Below are 17,075 nucleotides of genomic sequence, written 5' to 3' on the forward strand. Positions count from 1 at the left end.
ATGAACCGCCCTGCCCTGTCCTTTTCGAACACGCTCGCAGCGTGCCGGCGCGGCGCCACCCGCTTCGTCGATCCGCGCGTGCTGCCCATCGTCGTGACCGTCGTGCTGTTTGCCGTGCTGTTCGGCTTCGGCTCGGTCATGTACACCGGCTTCTTCTCGCTTCAGGTGGCCTTCGGGCTGCTGGTCGACAACGCGTTCCTGCTGATCGTCGCCATCGGCATGACATTCGTGATCATCTCGGGCGGCATCGATCTTTCGGTAGGCGCCGTGGTCGCGCTCACGACGATTCTCTGCGCCGTGGGCACCGAGAAGCTGCACTGGCCCGTGCTCGTCGTCGTGCCGCTCGTGTTGCTCTGCGGCGCGCTCTACGGCGCGGCAATGGGTGCGCTGATCCACTTCTTCCGGCTGCAGCCTTTCATCATCACACTCGCAGGCATGTTCCTCGCGCGCGGCACCTGCTTTCTCATCACCACCGAATCCATCCAGATCAACGACCCCGGTTTCCACGCGCTCTCCGAATTCAACATTCCGGTAGGCAGCGGCTCGCTCACCACGGGTTCGCTCACGGCCATCGCCATGCTCGCCGCGGGCATCGTCATCGCGCACTTCACGCGCTTTGGGCGCAACGTCTATGCGATCGGCGGCAACGAGCGCTCCGCGCTGCTCATGGGCCTGCCGGTGGCGCGCACCAAGATCGGCGTGTACGCGCTCTCGGGCTTTTGCTCGGCGCTCGGCGGCGTGGTGTTTACGCTCTACGTGCTCTCGGGCTACGGGCTGCAGGCGCAGGGGATGGAACTCGACGCTATCGCCGCGACCGTGATCGGCGGCACGCTGCTCACAGGCGGCGTGGGCTATGTGATCGGCTCGGTGTTCGGTGTGGGCATTCTGGGCACGATCCAGACGCTCATTACCTTCGACGGCACGCTCAGCTCGTGGTGGACGCGTATCGTGATCGGCGCGCTGCTCTGCGCGTTCTGCCTCATGCAGCGCGCCACCGAGCGCCACGCCGCGCGCCGCAAGTCCACCGGCACGGGACGCGGTGCGCCGCGCACCACGCGGCCGCAAGCCGCCGCGCCGATGGATCAGGCCAAGCTCGCCAGCCCGCCGCCGCACATGCAGGAGGCGAAAGGCGGTGCGTAAGCCGCTTGTCATGGACGATCCTCGCCACGGCAGGGCCTATGGAGTAGTTAGGGGTATACATGGATTAGGAGGCCTCATCACGCTGCACTAAGATTTTTGCGGTACCGTCGGCGCCTGGCGAACTCATGTTCGCTGCGGATGTCTCGCGCGTTCCCCCGGTACTGGCCAGTATCTGCACGCTTTTCGACGAAAAGTCGCCTACATCGACCACGATGACAAGACCGGAGGAAAACATGGCGCAGGATCGGGATGACGCAAAAGACGGTAAGAGCTTGATCGACACGGGCCGGCGCGGCCTGATGCAGGGTGCGGGACTGGGCGCGGCGCTTTCGCTGCTCGGTGCGGTGGGCGGCGGCGGCTTCATTTCCACGGCGCAGGCCGCCGAATCGGGCTTTCCTTCGCACAAGAAGTGGAAGATCGTGTTCGTCAATCACGTCACCACGAATCCGTTCTTCGTGCCAACGCAATACGGCATTCAGGACGCATGCTCGCTGCTCAACATGGACTACCAGTGGACCGGCTCGGCCACGTCCGACGCGGGCGAAATGGTGCGTGCCGTGAACGCGGCCATCGCCGCGAAGGCCGACGCGATCGCGGTGCCGATCGTCGACCCCACCGCCTTCGACAAGCCCATTCAGGCGGCGCTCGACGCGGGCATTCCGGTGTTCGCCTATAACGCCGACGCGCCGCGCGGCAAGAAGAACCCGCGCCTCGCCTATATCGGCCAGGACCTGTATCTCTCGGGCTACCAGATGGGCGAGCGCATCGTGAGCCTGATCGACAGCGGCCTCGTCGGCCTGTTCATCGCCACCCCGGGCCAGCTCAATATCCAGCCGCGTCTGGACGGCGCGAGCGACGCCATCAAGAAGTCCGGCAAGAAGATCGAGATCCAGACCGTGGCCACGGGCGCGACCGTCAACGAAGAACTTTCGAAGATCAAGTCGTTCTACCTGGGCCACCAGGACCTGAAGGGCATGTTCGCCGTGGATGCGGGCAGCACGCAGGGCGTCGCGCAGGTGATGAAGGAAAACAACCTGCCTTCGAAAGGCGTGCACGGCGGCGGCTTCGACCTGCTGCCGACCACGGTCCAGCTCATTCACGAAGGCTATCTCGACTTCACGATCGACCAGCAGCCGTACGTGCAGGGCTTCTACACGGTGATGCAGGCGTTCGTGACACTCGCCTCGGGCGGTCTGGTCGGCCCCGCCGACACCAACACGGGCCTGAAGTTCGTGACGAAGGAAACGGTCGAGCCGTACCTGAACACCTCGACGCGTTTCGAAGGCAAGACCACCAAGCCGCAAATCGTGCCGATGAGCGGTGCGATCAAGTCTTAACAAACAGCGCGTAACGAACGACGAGTGATGAACTCTGTGAACGAAACTGGCAAGGCTGAAGTCTCCGCGCGGGCTGCTGCCCGCCCGCGCGGGCAATGGCTCTCCGCGTGGGCGCCCGAGTTGCGTATTCTGCTCGTGGCAATGATCCTCGCGGCGTACTTCGAATTTTCCAACCGGGATTTCCTGCTCACCAACGCGAGTCTCGTCAACCTCTCGCAGTTCATCGCGCCGGTGGCGATCATCGCATTCGGCGAAATCATGCTGATGATCGGCGGCGACATCGATCTCTCGGCGGGCATGGTGTTCGCCTTCGCGCCGTTCATGATGGTGTTCGCCAACGATGCGGGCGCGCCCATGTGGCTCGCCGTGATCGCGGGGCTCGTGGCCGCGGGTATCGTCGGCTTCGTGAACGGGGCCGTGACCGTGTGGCTGCGCCTGCCCTCGTTCGTCACGACGCTCGGCACGCTCTTCCTCATCAACGGCATCACGCTCACCATTTCGCGCGGCACGCCGGTGCAGACGCCGGGCTCGCCCGAATTCGCGGCCTTCATGGGCGCGTGGGGCTATAGCGAGATCCTCTGGACGATCGTGATCGCGTTTGCCATGCACGTGCTGCTGCGCCACACGCGCTGGGGCCTGCATACGCAAGCGGCCGGCGCGAATCCGCTGGGCGCGAGCGAGGCCGGTATTCACGTGAACCGGCTGCGCCTCGGCAACTTCATCATTGCCGCCGTGCTCGCGGGCTTCACCGGCATTCTGGAAGGCTTTCGCATCACCTCGATCGACCCGCAGGCGGGCGGCAACCAGATCATGTTCCTCGCCGTGGCTTCGGCCGTGATCGGCGGCACGCCGCTCACGGGCGGCTCGGGCACGATCGTGGGCGGCCTGATCGGCGCGGCGGTGCTCGGCATTCTCAACGACGGCTTCACGCTCATCGGCATCAACGCGTTCACCTTCAACATCATCCTCGGCGCCGCGATTCTCGCCGCCATGGTCTTCAACATCCACGTTGGGCGCCTGCGCCGCAAAGGGAGCCGATGATGGACGAATCGCAAGCCTCCCCCGGCGGCGCGACCGCCACGGCCAACGCGCCGCTCGCGGTGCGGGGCGACAACATCGTCAAGCGCTTCGGTGCGGTCACGGCGCTCGACGGCGTGTCGCTCACGCTAGGCCGCGGCGAAATCCTCGGCATTCTCGGCGACAACGGCGCGGGCAAGTCCACGCTCGTGAAAATCCTCACGGGTTTTCACCAGCAAACGAGCGGCACGCTGCAGATCGACGGCAGCGAAACGCTGCTGCGCTCGGTGGACCATGCGCGCTCGCTCGGCATCGAATGCGTTTATCAGGACCTCGCGCTCGCCAATTCGCTGAGCATTTACCACAACATGTTCCTGAACCGCGAGATCGTGCGGCGCGGGCCCTTCAGACTGCTCGACCACAAGCAGATGCGCCAGCGCGCGGCGCAGCTGCTCGACGACATCGGCGTGCACGTGCCTTCCGTGGACCTGCCTGTGGAGCGGCTTTCGGGCGGTCAGCGCCAGGCGATCGCGGTGGCGCGCGCCGTGCATTCGAACGCAAAGATCCTGTTGCTCGACGAGCCGCTCGCCGCGATGGGAGCGCGCGAAGCGGGTCTGATCATCGATCTCATCATGCGTTTGAAGGAAAAAGGCGGCCTATCGATTATCATGATCATGCACAACTATGCGCAGACGCTCGATATTGCGGATCGCATCATGTTGATGCAGCGAGGCCGCGTGACATACGAGCAGCACAGCGCCAATACATCGGTGGCTGAACTGATGGATATCGTGCGGCGGGAATATCGGGCCATGCGCGCCACCAGCGCGTAGTGGTTCCCACAATCAGGGGGACGCTCCGATCGGGTAGCCCCCGGCCGGACAATCATGGATTACCGCAATCTAGAGAAACGCAAGAGCATGCACGCGCGCATCGTGCAGGAGCTCGGCATGCAGATCGTAGGCGGCACGCTCGCCCCAGGGCAGCGCCTGCCGCCCGAACCCACGCTGTGCGAAACCTACGGCGTGAGCCGCCCCGTGCTGCGCGAAGCCACGCGCGTGCTGGTCGCCAAGGGCCTCGTGGTTTCGAAGCCGCGCGTGGGCAGCGTCGTACGGCCGCGCGAAGAATGGCACATGCTCGACCCCGACGTGCTGTACTGGACCGTCAACAGCATTCCCGAAGGCGAGTTCTTCCGCTCGCTCATGACCGTGCGGCAGATCATCGAGCCCGCCGCCGCCGCGCTCGCCGCGATTTCAGCGAACGACGAAGACCGCGCCCGCATTACCGCGGCCTACGCGCGCATGGAGCAGGCGCAAACCGCTGCCGACCTGCTCGAGCCCGATCTGGAATTCCACCGCGCGATCATGGCGGCCACGCACAACAACATGCTGGCGTACATCGGCAACATGCTCTCGCTCGCGCTTTCCGAGTCGATCAAGCTCACGAGCCGCCATCCCAACACGCATGCGCTTTCGTTGCCGCGCCACAAGGCGATTCTCACGGCGATCGAGCACGGCGACGCGCTTGCGGCACGGCAGGCGAGCGTCGTGCAGCTCGACAATGCGCGCGCCGACGCCAAGTCGATTCTGGGCGGGGCGGGGCTGGAAACCTGAGGCCCGCCGACTACTGACGCGCCGCCGCGCCAGCGGCGCATTGCGGCGCGTCGACGTGCCCTTCCCTCACACTGCGCGTTTGCTGCGGCGGTACTGGTCGAACAGCACCGCGAGCAGCAGAATGCCGCCGCGAATCAGGTACTGATAGAACGTCGGCACGTTCATGAGGCTCATGGCGTCCTGCACCGAGCCCATGATGAGCACGCCCACCAGCACGCCCGAGATCGTCGCCACGCCGCCCGTGAGCGACACGCCGCCCAGCACGCAGGCCGAGATCACGCCGAGCTCGAGACCCACCGAGGTCTTCGGGTCGCCGAGGCTCATGCGCGAGGCCAGCATCACGCCCGCAAAGCCCGTAATGAGCCCTTGCAGCACGAACACCGTGATCTTGATGCGCGTGACCGGCAGGCCGGCCAGCCGCGCCGCTTCGCTATTGCCGCCCACCGCGAGCACGTTCTTGCCGAACACCGTCTTCTTGAGCAGGAAACCGAACACCACGAAGCCGATGATGTTGCTCCAGATCGGGAACGAGATGCCGAGGAACGAGCCGCCGCCCAGATCGAAGAAGCGCTCTTCGGAGATCATCACGGCGTCGCCGTTCGAGGTGAGGAACGCGAGGCCGCGCACCGCTTCCATCATCGCGAGCGTGGCGATCAGCGAGTTGATCTTGAAGCGCGCGATCAGCACGCCGTTCACGAGCCCCACGGCGCCGCCCGCGAGCACGCCCGCCGTAATGCCGAGCAGCACGCTATGCGACTGCGTGATGACCGTGGAGGCCACCACGCCCGCGAACGCCACGATCGAGGCGACCGAAAGATCGACCTCGCCGAGTGCGAGCACGAACATCATCGTGACGGCGATCGAGCCGATCAGCGTGACGGAGAGCAGCAGGCCCTGAATGTTGCGGGTCGTGAGGAAGTCGGGCACCGTGGCGGATAGCACCGCGAACAGCACCACGAACACCACCGCGATGCCCGATTTGTTGATCATGTCCCAGGCCCGCGCGCGCTGGGGGGTAATCGGCGCGGCGGCTTCGTTGACGGTAGGCGTGCCCTGTGGCTGCATGGCTTCACTCATTTCTGGTTCATCGTTACAAAAGGGATTTCAGCGCGGCAGCGCCATCTTGATCAGTTCGTCGGGCGAGGCTTCGGCCTTCGGCAGGCTGCCCGCGATCCGGCCTTCGCGCATGACGATGATGCGGTCCGACACGCCGATTACCTCGGCCAGATCGCTCGACACCATGATCACGGTCTTGCCCGCTTCGGCGAGCTCGTACAGCAGGTTGTAGATCTCGGCGCGCGCGCCCACGTCGATGCCCCGCGTGGGCTCGTCCATCAGGAACACCTCGATGCGTTCGGCGAGCCAGCGCGACAGAATCACCTTCTGCTGGTTGCCGCCCGAAAGCGTGCCGATGGCCGTGTCGCCGTTGCGCGTCTTGATCGCGAGCTTCTTGATGTAGTCCTGCGCGAGATCGCGCTCGCGCCGCGCATCGAGCAGGAAGCGCGCGGGGCTGAAGTGGCGGCGCGCGCTGATGTTGAGGTTGTCGGCCACCGAGGCGATCGCCACGATGCCTTCCTGCTTGCGGTCCTCGGGGCAGAGCGCGAGGCCCGCGCGCACGGCGTCGCGCGGGCTTGCGAAATTGACACGCTTGCCGTCGAGTTCGACGTGGCCCGCGCTGGCGCGCGTCGCGCCGTAGATCAGCTTCATGAGTTCCGAGCGCCCGGCGCCCACGAGCCCGAAGAAGCCGACGATCTCGCCGCGCCGCGCCGCGAACGACACCGGCTCGGCCAGTCCAGGCCCCAGCAGGCCCTTCGCTTCGAGCAGCACGTCTCCCGCCTGGCGCGGGCGATAGCCGTACACGTCCTCGATCGAGCGGCCCACCATCGCCGCGATCAGGCGATTGCGGTCGAGATCGGCCACCGAGTCGAACGTTTCGATGCGCTTGCCGTCGCGGAACACCGTCACGCGGTCGCAGAGCTCATAGACCTCGTCCATGCGGTGCGTGACGTAGATGATCGCGCGGCCATCCGCGCGCAGTGCGTTGATGATGCGAAAGAGGTTCTCCGTCTCGCGCGCCGAGAGCGAGCTGGTCGGTTCGTCGAAGGCGATCACGCGCGCGTCGCGCATGAGCGCCTTGCCGATTTCGATCATCTGGCGCTGGCCGATGGAGAGGTTTTTCACCGGCATGCGCGGATCGATGCGCTCGCCAAGCCGCTTGAGTTCATCCATCGCGCGCTTGACGAGCGTGCCTTCGTCGAGCACGCCGAGGCGGTTGGGCAACTGCCCGAGCATCAGGTTTTCCGCCACCGTCAGCTCGGGCACGAGATGCAGTTCCTGATAGATGATCGCGATACCCGCTTCGAGCGCCGCCTTGGTGGTCGTGAAGCGGTGCTCCACGCCACCCAGCTCGAGCGTGCCTTCCTGCGGCTGGTTCACGCCCGAGAGCACCTTGAGCAGCGTGGATTTACCCGCGCCGTTCTCGCCCATCAAGCCGTGCACTTCGCCGGCACGCACTTCCAGCGCCACGCGGTCGAGCGCGCGCACGCCCGGGAAGCTCACGGTAATGCCGTCGAGCTCCAGATACGCGCGATTCCCCTGTTGAGCGCCCTTCACCGCGTTCGCCTGCACGTTCGCGTCAGTCATGGTTTCAGTCATTGCATCCCTGCCCTTTGCTTCGCCTCAGTCTTCTACGCAGTGCTTAGATACCCAGCTCGCTGCGCACGGCCGTCCAGTTGTCGCGCGTCATCAGCTTGCCGGTGGTCTGCGTGTCGGCGGCCGGCTGCTTGCCGTCGCGGATCCACTCGACGAGGTTCTCGGCGCTTTCCTTGCCGTGGTTCGTCGAGCTCACGGCGATCGTGCCGTAGAAGCCCGTAGGCTGCTTCTTCTGGAACTCGGCGAACGCTTCGCCTGCGCCGTTGATGCCCACGCCGATCACGTCAGCCGACGGGATGTGCAGCTGTTCGGTCGCGCGCACGGCGCCCAGCACGCTTTCTTCGTTGAGCGCGAACACCACCCACTTCTTGATGTTCGGATGCTGGGCGAGCACCGGCGACGCCGCATTGAAGCCGCCTTCGTCGTCGGTGGTCTTTTGCGGGGCGTCGAAGATGTTTTCCTTCTTGAAGCCGCCGGCCAGCAGCGATTGCGTCGCGCCGTCCGTGCGCAGCTTCGCCGTGGGCAGTTCATAGTCGGTGATACGCAGCGCACCCACTTCTTCCGGCTTCCAGCCGCGGCGCTTCATTTCGTCGGTGATCGCCTGACCGACCTGATTGCCGATCTTGAGCGCCGACATGCCGAGGTGCGGCACGCTGGCGATCGGCTTGCCCGACGAGTCGACGAGCTGGTCGTCCACCGTCACGAACTTCATGTTGTAGCGCTTGGCGCGCGCCTGGATGGCCGGTCCGAGACGCACGTCCGGCGCGCAGATCACGAAGCCTTGTGCGCCTTGCGCGCCGAGGTTGTCGATGGCGGCAAGCACCTTCTCGCCGTCCGGCGTGCCGATGTTCACCACCGAGAAGTTCTCCTTCTGGCCGAGCGCCGTGGCGGCCTTCTGCTCGTTGATGAACCATGCCTGTTCCGGCATCTTCACGAGGAAGCCGATCTTCACGGGCGAGTCGGCGTGCGCCGCCACGTTCATGCCGAGCGGGGCAATGCACATCGCCGCGAATGCGGCACGAAGGGTCAAACGGCGAATCTTGCTGGTCATGCTCCTGTCTCCTCAGGTGTGGTGTGCTGCGTGTGTAATGCTTGAAAGAAGCGTCGTTAGTGGCCGAAGGCCTCGACTTCGACGTGCCTGCCGAGCAGGAACGCGTCCGCCACGAGGCGCAGCGGGCGCACGTCCACGTCGTCGGTGCCGTGGGCGATCAACCAGTGAAAACGCTCATAGAGCGCCGAATATTCCCGTTCCGCGTCGAGCGCGACCGGCTCGCCCGCAATCGCGAGGCGCTTGCCGCCTTCCGCGATCGAGAGCAGGCCGTCCGTGGTTTCCACATCGATTTCCCATTGCTCGACCGGACCGTGGCGCCAGTCGAACTCGGCGCGCACGGGCACGCCATCGGTGTCGATGCAATCGAGTTCCGCCGCGATGGGCGTCGAGCAATCGCTCGGCACATGCAGCGTCGCGCCCTGCAACAGCACTTCGCGCGGCAGGATGCGCGTGACGATCGACAGCGCGTTGATGCCCGGATCGAACACGCCGAGGCCGCCCGGTTCCCAGATCCACTGCTGACCCGGATGCCAGCGGCGTACGTCCTCCTTCCAGCGCACGTGCACGGCGCGAATGGTGCGCTCGGCGAGCCACGCGCGCGCGGGTTCGACGGCGCTCGCGCAGCGCGAATGCCACGTGGTGAACAGCGTGCGGCCGCGCTTTTGCGCGAGTTCACGCAGCGCCTCGACTTCGCTCACGCTCGCGCCGGGCGGCTTTTCGAGCATCACGTGCTTGCCCGCTTCGAGCGCGGCGCGCGCCTGCGCGTAACGCACCTGCGGCGGCGCGCACAGCGAGACGGCGTCGAGATCGGACTCGGCGGCCAGCAGCGCACCGATGTCCTTGTAGTTGCGCACGTTCTCGACCTGCGCGTTGCGGCTCGCGCCCGCAACGAGTTCGAAGCCCGAATTGCCCGCGATGGCGGGCAGATGCTGGTCGCGCGCAATCTTGCCGACGCCGACGATACCCAACGTATAGGACGCTTTCATGACGTATCTCCGCCCCTTCTTTTCAGGGAGATTTTTTATTCTGCATGACGAATGATTTACTTGCCCCAGCGCAGCACGAGCGGATCGAGGCGGCGCGCAATATCGATCAGCTCGGCGCGCGTCGCGGGATGCATCGCGGGCAGCGGGTGGCGCGGCAGTTCGCACTCGATCACGCCGCCTTCCTTCATCAGCGACTTGCAGGCGAGCATGCCCGCCTGGCGGTTCTCGTGATTGATGAGCGGCAGCCACTTCTGGTAAAGCGCGAATGCGTCGTCGGCGCGGCCTTCGCGGTGGGCGACGATGATCGGGCGAATGCCGTCCGGGAAGCCGCCGCCCGTCATCGAGCCGGTCGCGCCGGCGTTCAGGTCCGCGAGCAACGTAATGGCTTCTTCGCCGTCCCACGGGCCTTCGACGGCCTCGCCCGCCAGCTTGATCAGCTCGCGCAGCTTGTTTGCCGCGCCCGGGGTTTCGATCTTGAAGTACGAGACCTGCCCGATCTCGCGCGCCATACGCGCGAGGAACGCGGCGGAAAGCACCGTGCCGCTCGCGGGCGCGTCCTGGATCATGATCGGAATGTCGATCGCATCCGACACGCGCGCGTAGAAGTCGTAAATCTGCTGCTCGGGCACGCGGAAGGTCGCGCCGTGATACGGCGGCATGAGCATCACCATCGCCGCGCCCTGCTCCTGCGCGCGCTTGCTGCATGCGGCGGCAACCGGCGTGCCGTAGTGCGTGGTCGTCACGATCACGGGCACGCGGCCCGCCACGTGCTCGAGCACGGTGCGCGTGATGAGTTCGCGCTCGTCGTCGGAGAGCGAGAACTGCTCCGAGAAGTTCGCGAGAATGCACAGGCCGTCGGAACCGGCCTCGATCATGAAATCGACGGCGCGCTTCTGGCTTGCCAGATCCAGTTCGCCCGTTTCGGTGAACGTGGTCGGCACGACGGGGAAAATGCCCCGGAAGCGGGGCGTACGGCTCGTAGTCATGTCTTCAGTCCTGCTTGAGAAAGGGTGTCAGGCCGCGCCTTCACGATTCGCTCGCCAGCTCTGCAGCGCCGCGCCCGGGCTTGCGCAGCACCGCGCGCACGGCGAACGTCACGAGCACCGCGAACACCAGCGTGGCCGCGAGAAAGTAAAGCCCGGCCGCCAGGCTGCCCGTCGCGTCCTTGATGAGCCCGATGCCATAGGGGCCGAGATAGCCGCCGAGGTTCGCGAGCGAGTTGATCGTCGCGATCCCCACGGCCGCGCTCGCGCCGGTGAGGAACTCGCCGGGCAGCGCCCAGACCACGGCCTGAATCGAGTAGATCGAAAAAGCGGTCAGGCAGATGAACAGCAGTTGCAGCGCCGGCGCGTGAAACCACGCGCTCGCGGCCATCGTCAGCGCCGCGACGCCCGAGACCACGACGATGTGGCCGTAGCGTTCGCGATGCTTGTCCGAATGGCGCGGCACGATCAGCAGGCCCACCACCGCGAACAGATACGGCACCGCGGAAAGCAGGCCCGCCGTGGAATCGCTCACGCCGAACGCCTTGATAATGGTAGGCAACCAGAGCGACAAACCATAGATGCACAGCGGAAACGGCAGGAACAGCAGCGCAAGCAGCAGCACGCGGCGGTCCTTGAGCGCGCTAAACGGGTTGCGATGCGTGTCGAGCTGGTAGGCGCGCTGGTCGGCGGCGAGTTCGCGCGCGATCCAGCGGCGCTCGGTGTCGTCGAGCCAGCGCGCGTGCGCGGGCGATTCGGGCAACAGACGCAGCGTGGGAATGCACAGCAGCACGGCGGGCAGGCCGCTCACGACGAAGAGCGTCTGCCAGTTCGACATGCCGAAAAAGCCGTGCGTTTCGAGCAGCGCGCCCGCGATCGGGCCCGTGACGATGCCGGCGATGGGCTGCGCGAGCACGAGCATGCCGATCACGCGCGCGCGGTGGCGCATGGGAAACCACTGCGTGAGGAAATACAGAATGCCGGGGTAGAGACCCGCTTCGGCCGCGCCCAGCAGGAAGCGCAGCGCGTAGAAGCTCTTCGGGCCGCTCACGAGCGCCATCAGCATCGTGATCACGCCCCACGTGAAGAGGATGCGCGCGAACCACACGCGCGCGCCGAAGCGCGCAAGTGCGAGATTGCTCGGCACTTCGCAGAGGAAATAACCGATGAAGAAGAGGCCTGCGCCCAGGCCGTAGGCGGCGTCGGAAAGGCCCACGGCCGCGTTCATGTGCAGCTTCGCGAAGCCGACCACGGTGCGATCGACGTACGCCACCACGTAGATCAGCGCGAGAAAAGGCAGCAGCCGGCGCGCGATATGGCCGACGATGTGCCTTTCCTCGCTGCTGGCGCTTGCCAGTGCAGCGGGGCTTTCGTGTTGCAGCACCTGCGGGTTCGTCATCGTGTCTCCAAGCTCGCTTCTTCTCTTTTGCCGCGCTCAGGGCGCCGGCGCGCCCTGACTCATTGCATCAACCGCTCAGTGCGAATGCCGCGGCACCGCCGCCCCGCGCTTGCCCACGAGGAAGTCGAGGTCGCAACCCTCGTCGGCCTGCAGCACATGATCGACGTAAAGGCGCGCATAGCCGCCCTTGCCCAGCTGCTCCGCCACGCCGGGCGCGGCCGCCGGATCGACATCGCTCAGACGGCGCGCGAGTTCCTCGTCGCTGATGTCCAGATGCAGGCGACCCGATTCGCAGTCCAGCTCGATCCAGTCGCCGTTGCGCACCGCCGCGAGCGGCCCGCCCGCCGCCGCTTCGGGCGCCACGTGCAGGACCACCGTGCCGTAAGCCGTGCCGCTCATGCGCGCATCGGAAATGCGCACCATGTCCTTCACGCCCTGGCGCAGCAGCTTGGGCGGCAGGCCCATGTTGCCGACCTCGGCCATGCCGGGGTAGCCGCGCGGGCCGCAGTTCTTCATCACGAGGATGGAGTCCTTGTCGACATCGAGCGACTCGTCGGCGATCGTCGCCTTGTAGTGGTCGAAGTTTTCGAACACCACGGCGCGGCCTCGATGCTTGAGCAATTCGGGCGTGGCCGCCGAAGGCTTGAGCACGGCGCCGCGCGGCGCGAGATTGCCGCGCAGGATACAGATGCCGCCGTCTGCGATCAATGGGTTGTCGAGCGGACGGATCACTTCGTCGTTGTAGTTGGGCGCCTCGCGCACGTTGTCCCAGATGGACTTGCCGTTGACCGTGAGCGCATTGGGATGCGGCAGGAGGTTCGCTTCGCCGAGCCGGCGCAGCACCGCCGGCAGGCCGCCCGCGTAATAGAACTCCTCCATCAGGAAGCGGCCCGACGGCTGCAGATCGACGATGGTCGGCGTGTTGCGGCCAATGCGCTGCCAGTCTTCCAGTTCGAGATCGACGCCGATGCGCCCGGCAATCGCCTTCAGGTGAATCACGGCGTTGGTCGAGCCGCCAATCGCCGCATTGGTGCGAATGGCGTTCTCGAACGCTTCGCGCGTGAGGACCTTCGAGAGCTTCAGGTCTTCCAGCGCCATCTGCACGATGCGGATGCCCGACATGTGCGCGAGCACGTAGCGGCGCGAATCGACGGCGGGAATCGCCGCGTTGTGCGGCAGCGAAACGCCGAGCGATTCGGCCATGCAGGCCATCGTCGAGGCGGTGCCCATGGTGTTGCAGGTGCCCGCCGAGCGCGACATGCCCGCTTCGGCCGAAAGGAACTGGTGCAGGTTGATCTCGCCCGCCTTCAGTTCCTCGTGCAACCTCCAGACGACCGTGCCGGAGCCGATGTCACGGCCTTCGTGCTTGCCGTTGAGCATCGGGCCGCCGGTCACGACGATGGCGGGCACGTCCACGCTCGCCGCGCCCATCAGCAGCGCGGGCGTGGTCTTGTCACAGCCGCACAGCAGCACGACGGCGTCGATGGGGTTGCCGCGAATCGCCTCTTCCACGTCCATGGAGGCGAGATTTCGCGTAAGCATGGCCGAGGGACGCAGGTTCGATTCGCCGTTCGAGAACACCGGAAACTCGACCGGGAAGCCGCCCGCCTCATAAATGCCGCGCTTCACGTGCTCGGCGAGCTTGCGGAAATGCGCATTGCAGGGCGTGAGTTCCGACCAGGTGTTGCAGATGCCGATGATCGGGCGACCATCGAATTCGTGATCGGGAATGCCTTGATTCTTCATCCAGCTTCGGTACATGAAGCCGTTCTTGTCCGTGGTGCCGAACCACTCTTGGGAGCGCAGTTTGGGTTTGGTATCCGACATCGTGTTCGTTGTGTAGAGCGAGTTAGTTCGCCGAGTGCTTAGAGCGATGGATTCGGGACAGTCTAGGGAGAAGTCTGATAACCTTCTAATGAAATAATGGACGCTTCCGATATCGAAATCGGCATTAGTATAAACACCTAAAACTATTTGGGAAATCAGGCGGAGACATGCTGGATACGAGCCCCTGGTACGTACGCACGCGGCTGAAAACGCGGCAACTGCTCCTCGTCGTGGCGCTGGCGGAGGAAGGCAACATTCACCGCGCGGCGGCGGCGCTGAACATGACGCAGCCCGCCGCCTCGAAGCTCCTGCGCGAGCTCGAGGACATGCTCGGCGCGGTGCTGTTCGAGCGCATGCCGCGCGGCATGCGGCCCACGCTATACGGCGACGCGCTGATCCGCCACGCGCGCGCCGTGCTCGGCAGCCTGGACCAGGCGCAGGAGGAACTGAGCGCGCTCAAGGCCGGGCGCCTGGGCCACGTGGCGGTGGGCGCGATCACCTCGCCGGGCGTGCGCGTGCTGCCGGCGGCCGTTGCGGCGGTCAAGCGCACGCATGCGAACCTGCGCGTCTCCGTGGAGATCGACGCCAGCAACGTGCTGCTCGAACACCTGGCGCAAGACAAGCTCGACGTGGTGCTGGGCCGCCTTGCCGCCGAGCACGACAAGCTCCAGTTGCGTTACGAGCCGCTCGCGGGCGAGCCCGTGTGCGCCGTGGTCCGCCCCGGGCACCCCATGCTCGCGGCGGCGCAGGACGAAGCCCGGCCGATTGCGCTCGCCGACATCGCGCGCGCCACCTGGGTCGTGCCGCCGGTCGGCAGCGTGCTGCGCCACCGCTTCGAGCTGATGTTCCAGCGTGCGAGCCTCGCGCCCCCATCGAACGTGGTCGAGACGCCCGCGCTGCTGTTCATCACGCGCGTGCTGGAGCAAAGCGACATGATCGCCGTGCTCACCGAGGACGTGGCGCGCTACTACGCGGCGCACGGCATGGTCGCGATCCTGCCCGTGCCGATGGATTGCCAGATGGACGACTTCGGCATCATCACGCGTGCGGACGGCCTCCTCACGCCGGCGGCGAGCGTGATGATCGAGGCGCTGCGGCAGGTGAGCGCCGACATTTACGGCACGCACGGCGGCGAGCCAGGCGCGCGATAATCGTGCGACGAAACCCGCGCTAGAGGACCGAACCATGCCCGCCAGCCATCCCGCCGCTCCCGACAGCACCGCCATTCGCGTCGCGCTGTGGCGCGCGCTGCACGTCCAGGTCGACGATGCGCCCCACGTGCTCGAAGACGAAACCGGCATGCAGATCGCCGCGCCGGAAACGAACTGGCGCGAGCGGCCCGATATGCACCCGGAAGGGACGCGCGGCTATCGTGCTTCGATCGTCGGGCGGGCACGGTTTGTCGAGGACCTCGTGGCCGAGCAGACCGCGAAGGGGCTCGCGCGGCAGTACGCGATTCTCGGCGCGGGACTCGACACGTTCGCGCAGCGCCACCCCGAAATCGCCTCGCGCCTGCACGTGTACGAAGTGGACAAGCCGGGCACGCAGGCATGGAAACGTCAGCGGCTCATGGAGCTGGGGTATCGCGAGCAGGCCTGGCTGCGCTTCGTGCCGGTCGATTTCGAAGGCGGCGAAACGTGGTGGGATCGGCTCGCCGCGGCCGGGTTCGATGCCGCGAGTCCCGCGGTGATCGCCTCGACGGGCGTTTCCATGTATCTCACGCGCGAAGCGAACCTCGCGACGCTGCGGCAGATCGCGCAGCTCGCACCGGGCTCGACGCTCGTCATGACCTTCCTTTTGCCGCTCGAACTCATCGACGAGCCCGAGCGCTCGCAGCATGCCGCCGTGTATGAACGCGCGAAGGCGGCGGGTACGCCGTTCGTGAGCTTTTTTGCGCCGGACGAGATGCTTGCGCTGGCAAGCGAAGCGGGGTTGCGCGCGGCGCGCCATGTTTCGACCGCGGATCTCACTGCGCGTTACTTCGCAAGACGAAGCGATGGGCTGAAGCCGGCTAGCGGGGAGTCGATTCTGGTGGCGACGGTTTGAGGCGGGGTCGTCGAAGGCTGTTTGCGGAAAGCGGGCTTTTTGCGCACTCAGCCGCAGGCGCGCGGCCGGTGAATCGGTCAGCGAGCTGGGCGGGCGGTGCGATGACTTGCGGATCGTCGTTTGGAGAAAGACTGAACGTCCGGTGCGGTATCGACACGTCGTCCCATTGGATTCGACGGAGCACGAGTTGACGCCCCCTCAGCCGGCGTGTTTGCCGTATAGCTGAATCTTTTCAACTGCTCAGCCGTCTGGCCGAACTTACCTCGCCGTCACCTTCAATGTCTGCCCCGGCCGGAGCGTCAGGTCGCGGCTCCACAGCGTCGCGGCCTTGAGCGCATCGCCGCCTGCTAGTAACTGCGCGTAGGTCGCCGTCGCAAAGGGCTTGTCGTCCTTGAGCTGGTAGATGCGCAGCACGGCCGGCAGCGATACGCCGCGCGTATCCTGATTCAGCGCGCTACGCGCCGCAACGGTGAGGTTCATCTGCTTGACCTTCGTCTCGAACACGGCCTGCGTCGCCGCGACCGTTCCGTCCTTGACGGACTGCCACATGCCGGACGCCGAGACGGCGAGCGCGAGGCCGACGCCGAGCGCGGCCCGTATGATCCTGCTACACATCAGAATGACGCCCCTGTGAAATCGGTGCGCGGATAGACCGTCTCCTTGCCGCCGATGCTCAGCACCAGTTGCATGGAACACTGAATACTTGCGTAGCGCCCGAGGAAGTATCTCAGCACGTCGCCGAAGAGCACCGCGTCGCCGGGTCCATCGAAGCCGCCTGGGTCAAGGTCAACGTGGATACATGCAATCCGCAACACATAGCCGCTTCGCAGGATTTCCTGGTCCTGGGAAAAATGCACGGTCCTGATCGCGTCAATGCGCTGCGGCACCGCATCGTCCGGCGTCCAGTCGTAGAGTTCGAGGATCTCGCGCAGTACCGGCGCGCCTTCCATCAGCATCCGGTTGAATTCATTCGCACCATTCGCGGCGTAGTGCCCAAGCACGCGCCAGTCGTAACCCGGGTAGT

General features: G+C 65.7%; 16 protein-coding genes. 7 read left to right on the forward strand and 9 right to left on the reverse strand.

The genetic code is table 11. The features are described 5' to 3' along the window. The 5 genes from yjfF (at position 1) to AB4Y40_RS31295 (ending at position 5,107) form a co-directional block, all read left to right on the forward strand. Positions 1-1,140 carry a galactofuranose ABC transporter, permease protein YjfF gene (yjfF, locus tag AB4Y40_RS31275; RefSeq protein WP_133179089.1) on the forward strand — a complete coding sequence of 380 codons (1,140 nt, stop codon included), beginning with the start codon at positions 1-3 and terminating at the stop codon, positions 1,138-1,140. A 233-nt stretch (positions 1,141-1,373) separates the two neighbouring features. Further along, positions 1,374-2,477 (forward strand): sugar ABC transporter substrate-binding protein, encoded by a 1,104-nt coding sequence (locus tag AB4Y40_RS31280; protein ID WP_368691155.1) that lies wholly within the window; start codon positions 1,374-1,376, stop codon positions 2,475-2,477. A 27-nt stretch (positions 2,478-2,504) separates the two neighbouring features. Next, on the forward strand, positions 2,505-3,518 hold the full coding sequence (locus AB4Y40_RS31285; protein WP_368691156.1) for an ABC transporter permease: 1,014 nt from the start codon (positions 2,505-2,507) through the stop codon (positions 3,516-3,518). Next, a complete protein-coding gene (locus AB4Y40_RS31290) occupies positions 3,518-4,327 on the forward strand; it encodes an ATP-binding cassette domain-containing protein (RefSeq protein ID WP_368691178.1) in 810 nt (269 codons plus the stop codon). The genes AB4Y40_RS31285 and AB4Y40_RS31290 overlap by 1 nt, the downstream gene beginning before the upstream one ends. 54 nt (positions 4,328-4,381) lie before the next feature. Further along, entirely contained in the window at positions 4,382-5,107 is a 726-nt protein-coding gene (locus AB4Y40_RS31295) for a FadR/GntR family transcriptional regulator (RefSeq protein ID WP_110854758.1), read from the forward strand. A 66-nt stretch (positions 5,108-5,173) separates the two neighbouring features. On the opposite strand, the gene araH is transcribed toward AB4Y40_RS31295, so the two are convergent. The 7 genes from araH to AB4Y40_RS31330 all read right to left on the reverse strand — a co-directional run bounded on the left by araH (position 5,174) and on the right by AB4Y40_RS31330 (position 14,005). Next, the gene (gene araH / locus AB4Y40_RS31300) at positions 5,174-6,184 is read right to left on the reverse strand and encodes an L-arabinose ABC transporter permease AraH (RefSeq protein WP_254315920.1); all 1,011 of its coding nucleotides are present in this window, start codon (positions 6,182-6,184) and stop codon (positions 5,174-5,176) included. A 27-nt stretch (positions 6,185-6,211) separates the two neighbouring features. Further along, positions 6,212-7,750: an L-arabinose ABC transporter ATP-binding protein AraG gene (araG, locus tag AB4Y40_RS31305; RefSeq protein ID WP_368691157.1), complete on the reverse strand. Its 1,539-nt coding sequence runs from the start codon at positions 7,748-7,750 to the stop codon at positions 6,212-6,214. 55 nt (positions 7,751-7,805) lie between these two features. After that, the gene (locus AB4Y40_RS31310; protein WP_069265832.1) at positions 7,806-8,810 is read right to left on the reverse strand and encodes an arabinose ABC transporter substrate-binding protein; all 1,005 of its coding nucleotides are present in this window, start codon (positions 8,808-8,810) and stop codon (positions 7,806-7,808) included. Between the two features lie 56 nt (positions 8,811-8,866). Continuing rightward, positions 8,867-9,796 carry a Gfo/Idh/MocA family protein gene (locus AB4Y40_RS31315; protein WP_368691158.1) on the reverse strand — a complete coding sequence of 310 codons (930 nt, stop codon included), beginning with the start codon at positions 9,794-9,796 and terminating at the stop codon, positions 8,867-8,869. A gap of 56 nt (positions 9,797-9,852) precedes the next feature. Beyond that, positions 9,853-10,782, reverse strand: coding sequence for a dihydrodipicolinate synthase family protein (locus AB4Y40_RS31320; protein WP_368691159.1), 930 nt, complete (start codon positions 10,780-10,782; stop codon positions 9,853-9,855). A 40-nt stretch (positions 10,783-10,822) separates the two neighbouring features. Next, a complete protein-coding gene (locus AB4Y40_RS31325; protein ID WP_368691160.1) occupies positions 10,823-12,178 on the reverse strand; it encodes an MFS transporter in 1,356 nt (451 codons plus the stop codon). Between the two features lie 75 nt (positions 12,179-12,253). After that, positions 12,254-14,005: an IlvD/Edd family dehydratase gene (locus tag AB4Y40_RS31330; protein ID WP_368691161.1), complete on the reverse strand. Its 1,752-nt coding sequence runs from the start codon at positions 14,003-14,005 to the stop codon at positions 12,254-12,256. A gap of 167 nt (positions 14,006-14,172) precedes the next feature. Here AB4Y40_RS31330 and AB4Y40_RS31335 point away from each other — a divergent pair, with 167 nt between their 5' ends. Then, positions 14,173-15,156 carry a LysR substrate-binding domain-containing protein gene (locus tag AB4Y40_RS31335; RefSeq protein ID WP_368691162.1) on the forward strand — a complete coding sequence of 328 codons (984 nt, stop codon included), beginning with the start codon at positions 14,173-14,175 and terminating at the stop codon, positions 15,154-15,156. Between the two features lie 34 nt (positions 15,157-15,190). Next, positions 15,191-16,051 (forward strand): class I SAM-dependent methyltransferase, encoded by an 861-nt coding sequence (locus AB4Y40_RS31340; RefSeq protein WP_368691163.1) that lies wholly within the window; start codon positions 15,191-15,193, stop codon positions 16,049-16,051. A gap of 258 nt (positions 16,052-16,309) precedes the next feature. Here the strand turns inward: AB4Y40_RS31340 and tssJ are convergent, their stop codons facing one another. After that, positions 16,310-16,666: a type VI secretion system lipoprotein TssJ gene (gene tssJ / locus AB4Y40_RS31345; RefSeq protein ID WP_368691164.1), complete on the reverse strand. Its 357-nt coding sequence runs from the start codon at positions 16,664-16,666 to the stop codon at positions 16,310-16,312. After that, positions 16,666-17,075 (reverse strand): type VI secretion system baseplate subunit TssF (locus AB4Y40_RS31350; protein WP_368691165.1); only part of this gene is annotated, 410 nt, incomplete at its 5' end. The genes tssJ and AB4Y40_RS31350, both read right to left, overlap by 1 nt.

Source organism: Paraburkholderia sp. EG287B (genome assembly GCF_040965595.1).
Lineage (GTDB): Bacteria > Pseudomonadota > Gammaproteobacteria > Burkholderiales > Burkholderiaceae > Paraburkholderia.

What these genes read in the sequence shown, in the direction of transcription:
- yjfF (WP_133179089.1), top strand. Translation starts at nt 1, where the DNA reads ATGAACCGCCCTGCCCTGTCCTTTTCGAACACGCTCGCAGCGTGCCGG.
- AB4Y40_RS31280 (WP_368691155.1), top strand. Translation starts at nt 1,374, where the DNA reads ATGGCGCAGGATCGGGATGACGCAAAAGACGGTAAGAGCTTGATCGAC.
- AB4Y40_RS31285 (WP_368691156.1), top strand. Translation starts at nt 2,505, where the DNA reads ATGAACTCTGTGAACGAAACTGGCAAGGCTGAAGTCTCCGCGCGGGCT.
- AB4Y40_RS31290 (WP_368691178.1), top strand. Translation starts at nt 3,518, where the DNA reads ATGGACGAATCGCAAGCCTCCCCCGGCGGCGCGACCGCCACGGCCAAC.
- AB4Y40_RS31295 (WP_110854758.1), top strand. Translation starts at nt 4,382, where the DNA reads ATGGATTACCGCAATCTAGAGAAACGCAAGAGCATGCACGCGCGCATC.
- araH (WP_254315920.1), bottom strand. Translation starts at nt 6,184, where the DNA reads ATGAGTGAAGCCATGCAGCCACAGGGCACGCCTACCGTCAACGAAGCC.
- araG (WP_368691157.1), bottom strand. Translation starts at nt 7,750, where the DNA reads ATGACTGACGCGAACGTGCAGGCGAACGCGGTGAAGGGCGCTCAACAG.
- AB4Y40_RS31310 (WP_069265832.1), bottom strand. Translation starts at nt 8,810, where the DNA reads ATGACCAGCAAGATTCGCCGTTTGACCCTTCGTGCCGCATTCGCGGCG.
- AB4Y40_RS31315 (WP_368691158.1), bottom strand. Translation starts at nt 9,796, where the DNA reads ATGAAAGCGTCCTATACGTTGGGTATCGTCGGCGTCGGCAAGATTGCG.
- AB4Y40_RS31320 (WP_368691159.1), bottom strand. Translation starts at nt 10,782, where the DNA reads ATGACTACGAGCCGTACGCCCCGCTTCCGGGGCATTTTCCCCGTCGTG.
- AB4Y40_RS31325 (WP_368691160.1), bottom strand. Translation starts at nt 12,178, where the DNA reads ATGACGAACCCGCAGGTGCTGCAACACGAAAGCCCCGCTGCACTGGCA.
- AB4Y40_RS31330 (WP_368691161.1), bottom strand. Translation starts at nt 14,005, where the DNA reads ATGTCGGATACCAAACCCAAACTGCGCTCCCAAGAGTGGTTCGGCACC.
- AB4Y40_RS31335 (WP_368691162.1), top strand. Translation starts at nt 14,173, where the DNA reads ATGCTGGATACGAGCCCCTGGTACGTACGCACGCGGCTGAAAACGCGG.
- AB4Y40_RS31340 (WP_368691163.1), top strand. Translation starts at nt 15,191, where the DNA reads ATGCCCGCCAGCCATCCCGCCGCTCCCGACAGCACCGCCATTCGCGTC.
- tssJ (WP_368691164.1), bottom strand. Translation starts at nt 16,666, where the DNA reads ATGTGTAGCAGGATCATACGGGCCGCGCTCGGCGTCGGCCTCGCGCTC.